This window comes from Moorena sp. (genome assembly GCF_982860115.1).
The window spans coordinates 42220-51838 of the sequence record NZ_CEYLVT010000024.1 but is presented as its reverse complement, the minus strand read 5'-3'; the positions used below and the strand labels follow the sequence as shown (position 1 = coordinate 51838).

The window sequence follows — 9619 nt, the reverse complement described above, 5'->3', positions numbered from 1 at the left end:
ATTGGTAATTGGTAATTGGTAATTGGTAATTGGTAATTGGTAATTGGTAATTGGTCACTGATCCCACTACACTTGACGAAGTTCCTTAGTTCACTAGCCCCAGAGGGAGAATAGACCCGACGAGGGGTCAGAGGGGAGAGATTAACCATGATCTTTGTCACAAAAATTTACAAATTGACATTGGGGGTGGATCAAGTTTTAGTAAACATATAGTAAAGATTTCATTAAAGTTTCCTTTAAGTTGATTAGGGTGACATATATACCCGAGATTTCCTTGTCAGTTTACTCAAGATTACGTGAAGATTGTGTGAAATTTGCATAAACTTGGTAATTTTGTGAAAAAAGTATGAATAAAATGTGAATGTAGAAAAGAAATGTGAGTTTCGCTTGACAACTACCCCTTGAATTTACTAGATTTCCTTTTGTAGATGAACAAAATTTCACGTTCAAGATCATCAGCGTGAAATATAACTTCATAAACCAAACAACCAAACCAATCCAACTTTGGATTTGTCTTTTTTGAAAGAATCAAAGAGGGTAACTATGCTCAAGCTAGTGATTTTAGTGTTTCCGCTGACTGAGCCAGTTTTTTGAATAGAACTTGTAACTAGTTCAGGCGCTTACGCCATCGGCTTTATGGCGCTCTGGCTGAGTAGATATACTCGCTCTCAATCAGCTCAGCAGTTAGCCACATAGAAACTCTAGATAAAAACTCTAGAATATTTTTAAATTCAGGTGCTCATCTGTTTCGGTGTCTAGGTGTTTGGGGATTTACTTCAGACAACAGAAAAGTTTTCTGTCTAAAGACAGAGGAATTTAAAAAGGGTTTGTATTTGTTGTTGTAACGGGCCTGAAATAGGATCAATCTTTCACGCTCATCTGCGCTTAGTCTATTTAGGCAAGGCTCTGGTATTGTGAAAAATTAGGTGTAACATTAGGTTTCACAACAGCATCAACTTTGAAAAAATCATCCGACATACTCATGAACATACCATTAGGAAAGCGGAAGCCATCGCCGCGTTCTCTAATCCAGCTTTTTACTAAGAGCTTTTCAGGGGTGCTTAGCAAATTGAACCTAAAAGCAGTAGGTTTTAAACCCACTGACGACCCTAGCCATTGCTGGCCGTGCTGTGGGTTAACTATCTCGAAAAGATTGCTGAGGGGTCTTAGATCTGACACCTCCGACACTGGTGTTGGCACTGAAGGCATTGAACAGGATAGCAGCTATTTCCGGAATGATGTGCTATCGTCAAACGTATCAGTCTCGGTGGGAGCAAAAAAGGCAGAAATTAGCTTACTGCAAGGGATGTTCAATCTCCTGAAAGTCTTCTGTGACATAACTGCAATCACTGATATGCCCCCATTACAAGGGACTCATATGGGGCTGATTGTAAAAACTCAACCCCACTGGCAAGTATTTAGGTTGGTAATCGATATCAAACTCAATTCTGCTCTAATCCAGCAGTTGTTAAATCCATTGTGGCCAATGATCAGGGTGGTATTTGTTGAGTAAGTGAGCCTCAACAGATACCACCGATTAATCCTTGGATTGAGAGATTGTTATTGTGCATACGGTAGTTTGTAGCAGCAAAGCGTGTCTATACCTTAAGTGTTTAGACAAAGTTTAGACAAATAACTATGAGCGCAAACTCCATAGTCAGCTATGGGTCGCAATTGCAATAATCCTTAACCTGTTGTTCCAAGGCTTAATCATTTCCCTGGTGAACTGGCAACTTCCCCTTGCCAGTTGGGTATAGACCATTACAAGATGTCGTTAATTCTGGGTGACTACCATGGCAAAAAAATTACTCTCAATAACTAGTAGACCATCAACTACTAGAACATCTCAACCAACGTCAACCTCTACAAGCTCTGAAAAAGTCATGACTAATGACCAGCTTAACCAAGTCGTAGAAGCTATCATCGCAGGCAAGTATTCTTGGGCTTGTGTGTTAGTTCTGCGTTTTTCTGGCTACAACCCCCTCCATTACATCCCTTACCGAACCTACAATCGGTTAATCAAAGAAAATAGTCAAGCTGGTAAGCATCCAGTTGGCAAAACCCCTGTATCACGATCACAGGTTGTTAGTAAGGTCTAGTCAGCTAAGCGGGAAATTTTGGAGATTCATCAAGTCTGAAGAAAACCCACCTGCCTAGGTCAGTTTGATGGATTATTGATGGGCTATTGATGCAGAGCCTACTTGTCAACGTCTTCGGTGTTTAATATGTTGAACTCCACTCGCATCAACCGACCTATCTGCTTACATCTAGCTGACTTCTATTGGCTTGATGATCCGACTCAGACTTGACCTCCTATCCCCAACCCTTATGGGTTTACTTTACACCAGATGCCCTAGGGGTAATTTAAAGTTTCGATGAAGTTTACTTAAAGTTTTGGTGAAGTTTTTGTGAATTATTGGTAACTAGTCGGTTAGTGACTTGACAAAAACTAAGTTATTAGCTAACTAAATGTAGTTAATTGTAAATGGTTAATTGTAAATGGTTAATTGTTAAAAATCAATTTTCAATGTTTAACATATGAAGAATATAATCAGGGATTCGGCAGAGCCTGGGTTACCATCGTCTTCTATCAACCCAGACCCTGCTAGCAATTTATCAGTGGTGCTTCAAAGCTTGACCCTAGACTCAGTCGATCCAAAGCTCAACTACGAATTTAGTCAATCGTTTGACCTTGATAACTTCCAGCTAGGGGATAAAATCCTTGCCTATAATACACCAGAGCTATCCAAAGATTCTGTTGAGATTGAACAAGATCACCAAAATCTTTACCTAGTTTGTCAGGGGCGGGTACGACTACTAGGCTTTGATGCTGAAAAACAGCGGGAGGTTTCCATACAGGTACTCGAAGAAGGGGAAACCTTTGGTGCCTATGATCTCTTAGGTAGTCTATCCTATCCTTACAGAGCGATCGCAGCGAGTTCAGGACAAGTTGCTCGTATTTCCCTAAATCAACTCTTGCCTTGGTTGGAACGGTTGCCGAAGTGGTCGGAAATCCTGGGGCAACAAGCCCAGCACCGGCAATGCCTAATTTTCTTCAAGACTTTGACAAAATTGCGTACGCTTAACGGTGTTAGCCTAAATCAACTGTTGCCCTACATCGTAGAAACACGCATTGAGGCTGGGGAGTCTCTGGTGTCCTCTTCCCAAGCTGGGCATTGCTGGCTACGTAGTGGTCAAATGGGAACGCCAGAAGGAACAGAGGCAAATTCCTCTGCTCCATTTCCTAGCATCGGAGACAGTTGGGGATATCCGATGCCAGTACCAACAGATTGGATTGCCCAAACTGATGTATTGCTTTACCAGCTGCCTCAAGAGCATTGGCAAGCGGCTTGTGCAATCGCCCCAGTTTTGGCTAACTCCACCGACTCACCAGATCAGGAGAACAGCCAAAGTGCTAAAAATGGTGACGGTAAATCTCCATCGGCTCAAGGCTTAGTTAATAAAACCCATACTCCCTCACCACATCCAAACCAGACTAGAGCACGACCGACTCGGCGAGTTTTAGAACCTCCTAAGCAACAAACGCCAAAAGAACCGAGTCAGTCAGAAAGCTTTGATTTTCCTAAACCAGCAAAGCAGGGTTGGAAATTCCTAAGGTTTTGGCAGCGCTATCCTTTTATTGAGCAGCAAGCTTCCTCGGATTGTGGTGCTGCCTGCTTAGCCATGATTGGGCAGTATTGGGGTAAACGGTTTGCTCTCAACTCCCTGCGGGAACTGGCGGGAGTGGGCCGTTCTGGTTCATCCCTCAAAGGTTTAGCTAAAGCAGCAGAAAGTTTAGGCTTTCAAGCTAGTCCAGTCAGGGCTTCTTTAGGTCGCTTAGCCGATCGGAGTAATCCTTGGATTGCTCACTGGGAAGGGGATCACTATATTGTTGTCTACCAGGTAAAGGGTAATAAGGTACTTGTTGCAGATCCAGCAGTGGGGAAGCGATCGCTTGCTCGCAAAGACTTTCTCCAAAGTTGGACTGGGTATGCCATGCTATTGGATCCAACTCCCCAACTAGCAATTACTCCCAACGACAAACGTTCTTTAGGGCCGTTTTGGGGGTTGCTATGGCCCCATCGCTCAGTCCTGCTGCAAATTATCTTGGCTACCCTCATCCTTCAGGTTTTTGGTCTGATTACTCCCTTATTTACCCAGATCATTCTTGACCGGGTGATTATCAACAGAAGCCTTGTCACTCTTAATGTCTTCTCCATTGGTCTAATCATCTTTGGCATTTGGACGATTGGGGTTAGTATAACCAGACGCTACTTGCTCGACTACTTTTCCAATCGGCTTAGTCTCACCTTCGTCAGTGGGTTCATAAACCATACCCTGACCTTACCTCTGAAGTTTTTTGAATCCCGCCAGGTGGGGGATATCCTGACCCGAATTCAGGAAACTGGAAAAATTCAGGGTTTTATAACTCAGCAAGCGATTGCTACTTGGCTAGATGTCATAATGGTGTTTGTCTATATTGGACTGATGCTCTACTACAATTGGCGTCTAACTGTGCTGGTGCTGGCAACGATTTTACCCATCGCCATCTTGACTGTGATTGCCAGTCCCTTTCTACGCCAGGTGTCCAGGGAAATCTTTAAAGAAGCAGCCCAACAAAATTCTATGTTAGTGGAAATGATGTCAGGGGTTGCTACTGTGAAAACGGCGGCTTCGGAACAAGAAGTGCGCTGGCGCTGGGAAGATCGCCTCACCAATCAGTTGAATGTACAATTTAAAGGTAGGAACCTGGCTAACGGGTTGGGGTCAATTAGTTCTCTAATTAATACTCTCAGCAGCACCGCTTTGCTTTGGTTTGGCGCTAGCTTAGTAATTAATGAGCAGCTTACTATCGGTCAGTATGTCGCGTTTAATATGCTCATTGGCCGAGTCACTGGTCCGATTTTGGCTCTAGTAAATCTTTGGGATGAGTTTCAAGAAATCTTGGTGTCTGTAGAACGGCTTAATGATGTCTTATCTGCTAAACCAGAGGAGAATCCTCAAGAACCGATGCTGGTTCTACCTGAGATTAAGGGTGATGTAATATTGGAAGATGTTACCTTCCGATACTCTGAGGATGAGGATCGCAATATCCTACAGAATATTTCCCTACAGATTAGGGCTGGAGAAACCATTGCTCTAGTGGGGCGCAGTGGCTCGGGCAAGAGTACCCTGGTGAAACTACTGCAAGGTCTCTATCATCCGACTAATGGTCGTATTTTGATAGATGGACACGATATCCGCCATATTTCCCCCCAATCTTTGCGTTCTCAAATGGGTGTGGTACCCCAAGAATGTTTCTTGTTCTCGGGGACAATTGTCGAAAATATCACTCTCTACCGACCGGATTTCAGCCTGGATGAAGCCGTAGAGGTAGCCAAACTAGCAGAAGCTCATGCTTTTATTCAAGGTATGACTTTGGGATATAATACAAAAGTCGGAGAGCGAGGCTCTACCCTTTCTGGTGGACAGCGACAAAGGATTGCCATAGCCCGAGCCCTATTGGGCAACCCCAAGATTCTGATTCTGGATGAAGCGACTAGCTCCCTAGATACAGAATCCGAGCGCCGCTTTCAACAAAACTTAGCTCGCATTAGTCGCGATCGCACTACCTTCATCATCGCCCACCGCCTCTCTACAGTGCGGAATGCTGACTGCATCCTTGTCCTAGACCGAGGTGTTCTGGTCGAGAAAGGCAACCATGAGGAACTCATGGATCGTCAAGGTCTTTACTATCATCTAGCACAGCAGCAGCTAGATCTTTAATAGATTGTTAACAAGTGCTGATTAGCGATTAGTTATTAGTTATTAGTTATTTAGTCATTAGTCATTTGTAAATACCAACAGACCCTGGTTAGTCACAAAGGACTAATGACTAAGAAAATTTGAAGCTACCTATCACTATATCAAACTATGTAAAAATTTGCCAATTTGGCAACACAGTGATGTGAAAAGGACTAATGACTAAGCACAAATGAAATTTGAAGCTAGCTATCGCTATGTCAAGCTTTGTAAAAAGCTGCCAAAAATCTGCCAATTTAGCAACATACTCAGATGAAATTGATCTTTTATCAGAAAAGTTGAAAACCCCTGTGTGAACAGAAGGGGAGAAAAACGTGTTTAGATATGGCTCCACACCCATCTTCTAACAACCGTTTAGAATCCCCTGAGAATACCCCATGAAGCACACTCACCGGAGAGTTTAATTCCAATTCCTTTGTTTAATTGATTCCCATGCACCCCACCAAAGGTGAGACGAAGGTAACTTGGAGAGCCTAACCCTAGGGGTCAGGTTGCTCAAGTCCACACCTCACAGCGTGCTCAGCCAATAGGTTTGACCGACCGACGGCTACTTAAAGGGGAAGGGTTTAAGTTCTGATCTCGGGGTGCATTGAAGCTATCTGAAAAAGGGGCAAGTAGAGTCAGGTAATGCCAAAGATTTCGGTCTGCCCAACAATACCAAACTCGCCCCGGGAAGCTAAGGGCAGCACGAGAATTGGTCGCTTTCTTTCCCAAAACATTGGTCATTTCCCTAAAATGTTAATTTAGCGTGATCTACCACCATGACACAAGCAAAACCAATCAACTCCCCACCTGAGGCGGCTACCAGTCGTCAGGGTAACGTCGTTTTAATGCCATCAGGTCGCCTGAGACCTGATTATGACCAAGAGGCAGGCTCACCCAGCACAGAGGTAGGAAGCAATACTGCCAATGCTCCTAGTACGTCCAAATGGTCAACCTCAATACAAACTACCCTTGACCAGCCTCCGGCGAACCTTCCCCGGCTCTTGATGTTGGGTGGATTAAGCTTCTGTACGATATTTGTGGCTTGGGCAACGTTTGGGCAGATTGATGAAGTCGGTAAAGCTCATGGAAGCTTAGTGCCAAAAGGCGACGTTTATAAAGTTGACCCGATTGAGCCAGGCAAGATTGCTAGTATTAAGGTCAAAGAAGGGCAAGCGGTTAAAGCTGGGGAAGTCTTGGTGGAACTGGATACAGAGCTTGCCACTCAGGAAGTAGAGCGTTTAGAGAAAGTGCTTAATGCAGACCGGATTAGGTTAGTTCAGATGCAAGGACTGCTTGAAAGAACCCGTCTGGAAGCAGAAACTCGTGAGCAGATTACCCAAGCAGAAGTTCAAGCACAACAAGCTTCGATCGCACGAGCACAAGCTAGTGCATCGGCAATTAGACAACAAATCATTCAACATCAGTTAGCTAAAGCTGCTAATCGCGAACGATTACAACGGATGAAGCTGGTGCAGGCGACAGCCCAAGAACTGCTCCAGCAACGGCGGGCTAATGTAGTGGCTCTCAAAGAACGACTCGATAACCTTAAGCCTCTGTTGGCAGAAGGAGCAATCTCGAAAGAACAGGTATTTCAAGCAGAACAAAGCTTTCGTGCTAGCCAAAGTGCTGTTACCGAAAGCAAACTGCAAGATGGTTTGAGTACTCGCGAACAAATTTTTCAAGCTCAGCAAAGTATACGCGATCGCGAAGCGGCGACTACCCAAAGCCAAGGTGAGCTACAACAGACGTTAGCAGAAATTAAGCGACTAGAGGCAGAATTAGAGCATCGGCAAGCTACCGGACGCACCACTCGCCTAGAAGCACAGCAGAAAATTCAACAGTTAGAAGTAGAACTGACCCAAATCAAAGCTAGAATTTCTGAAAATGAAACCCTGGTTACTACTGCTAAAACCAGGCTCAAACAGAAGTTTCTCAAAGCGCCAGTGGATGGGATCATATCTTCCCTAAACATTTCTAATACTGGTCAAGTAGTGCAACCAGGACATAGCATCGCCGAAATCGCTCCTCAAGGTGCCCCCCTAGTGCTATCGGCAAGTTTGCCTACTCGGGAGGCAGGGTTCATTAACGAAGGAATGCCGGTGCAAGTGAAATTTGATGCTTATCCCTATCAGGATTACGGCATCATCAAAGGCACGGTGATTTCCATCTCTTCCGATGCTAAAGCTGATCAAGTAATGGGTTCAGTCTATAAGGTCAAAGTGTCCCTTGACCGTGACTATGTGATTGAAGATGATGAAATCATTCGGTTTAAGGCTGGTCAGACCGCCAATGCTGACATCATCATCCGCCGCCGTCGGATTATTGATTTCTTATTGGATCCGATGCGACAACTGCAAAAAAGTGGCATCGATCTATAGTGCTCTGTTCTCAAATCACTTTCATCACTGACTGATCGTTTTCCGTTGACGGTTAACAGTTGACCGTTAATTCTTAGTAGTCAATTTGCTAGTAATTCCTTGAAATCTGCAAGTTAACTGCACCCCAGCTTATAAACTATTGACCTTTAGACTTACAGGATCACAAATAACCATGACCTATCGTATTCCTTCTGCCAATACCAAGCTCAACAACGTGATGGATACCGATAAATTTAGCGAGATCGAGGAAGCTATCCTTGATGGCAAATATTCTTGGGCTTGTGTGTTGATGCTACGTTTGGCAGGCCATAACCCTCTAGACTACATGCCTTCTAGAACCTACAGCCGCTTGCTCAAACAAAACCGGGACATGATTTTACAGAAGCAAGCTAGTATGATGAGCAATGGCAATAACGTCTTGAATGCACGGCAGCGTTTGAGCCAGATCAAAGATCTGGCTTATGTAGAGAAGCTTGGCAAGAAAACCTCACAGGTCCACGGTGGCGATCAAGAACAGCAGTTTATCACTCAACTCGAAGAAGAGGAATCCATGCTCAAGAAGTTAGCCGATTATTTACGGCGAGACTGTTTGGCTTCCCTGTGGTGAGCAGGTGTAATCATTTTCTTACCCATCCTCCTTATCATCACCAGCACTAGTTACCACCACAGCAGATCAGACTAAGCCTGTGGTCAAACTAATTCATTAATAACTGCCTTGTCCATTAGGTGCCCTTGACCTTGGCGAATTAAATTCGCCACGGGTCACACCTGTTGATGGACGAGGCGTTTTTTTGTCTGATTACAGACGGGAATGAAACAGTCCTAGTACTCTGTCAATTTAGTTTTGAGGGTTAGGGCTAGGTGGCACGGTTAATGGTTAAGCGTGCCTAATCTAAGGGTCTAAGGGTGCCTAATCCCTAGTTAACCTAAGTTCGACGTAACCCTGAAAGCCTTAATCTACCCTAGTGGCCCAACGCTTGTATTCCTGACTCTTTCGTCGAGCGATCGCTTATATCGAACTCAGATTATACCAATTCTTAGCCCTCACACTGCTACATATCAATAATTTCATCTCCCCATCTCCCCATCTCCCCATCTCCTCACACCCCCCACACTTCCTGCTCCCTACTCCGCTGTTCCCTTTGGTATTAACTAAAGACTCCACATCCCACCGACTTTAGCACCTACTTTAGTGGTGGGATGATTCAATCATCAATATCAAGCCAAAGTGGCGTTCATAGTTTTAATTAGATTAGATATAATAACCGCTTTATTAGTAATTTATTACTTCAATAAAACCTCATCAACATTACTAATCTATTTGAACTAATCCAGAATTGGTTACTGGTGATTAGATACTTTTAGTAAATCCAGGGATTTAAAAAAAAAAAAGGTTGAAGCCAAATTGGCGAGACATGCCTAGGGGAATCTGGCTATAGTTATATCAACAGCTA

General features: G+C 44.0%; 4 protein-coding genes and 1 pseudogene. All 5 read left to right on the top strand.

Annotated features, from left to right (window positions below; all coding sequences use genetic code 11):
- The first annotated feature begins 982 nt into the window (after positions 1 to 982).
- On the top strand, positions 983 to 1513 hold the full coding sequence (locus AC4II3_RS06830; RefSeq protein ID WP_488014707.1) for a hypothetical protein: 531 nt from the start codon (positions 983 to 985) through the stop codon (positions 1511 to 1513).
- 370 nt (positions 1514 to 1883) lie between these two features.
- Positions 1884 to 2036, top strand: a pseudogene (locus AC4II3_RS06825) (HetP family heterocyst commitment protein); the annotation flags it as partial.
- A gap of 502 nt (positions 2037 to 2538) precedes the next feature.
- Positions 2539 to 5766 (top strand): peptide cleavage/export ABC transporter, encoded by a 3228-nt coding sequence (locus AC4II3_RS06820; RefSeq protein ID WP_488014705.1) that lies wholly within the window; start codon positions 2539 to 2541, stop codon positions 5764 to 5766.
- Positions 5767 to 6563: 797 nt separating this feature from the next.
- The gene (locus AC4II3_RS06815) at positions 6564 to 8165 is read left to right on the top strand and encodes a beta-barrel domain-containing protein (protein WP_488014703.1); all 1602 of its coding nucleotides are present in this window, start codon (positions 6564 to 6566) and stop codon (positions 8163 to 8165) included.
- A 172-nt stretch (positions 8166 to 8337) separates the two neighbouring features.
- Positions 8338 to 8772 carry a HetP family heterocyst commitment protein gene (locus tag AC4II3_RS06810; RefSeq protein ID WP_488014701.1) on the top strand — a complete coding sequence of 145 codons (435 nt, stop codon included), beginning with the start codon at positions 8338 to 8340 and terminating at the stop codon, positions 8770 to 8772.
- The last annotated feature ends 847 nt before the right edge of the window (positions 8773 to 9619 follow it).

Excerpts from the sequence above, each read along its gene's own strand:
- AC4II3_RS06830 (WP_488014707.1), top strand. The coding sequence starts at position 983 with ATGAACATACCATTAGGAAAGCGGAAGCCATCGCCGCGTTCTCTAATC.
- AC4II3_RS06820 (WP_488014705.1), top strand. The coding sequence starts at position 2,539 with ATGAAGAATATAATCAGGGATTCGGCAGAGCCTGGGTTACCATCGTCT.
- AC4II3_RS06815 (WP_488014703.1), top strand. The coding sequence starts at position 6,564 with ATGACACAAGCAAAACCAATCAACTCCCCACCTGAGGCGGCTACCAGT.
- AC4II3_RS06810 (WP_488014701.1), top strand. The coding sequence starts at position 8,338 with ATGACCTATCGTATTCCTTCTGCCAATACCAAGCTCAACAACGTGATG.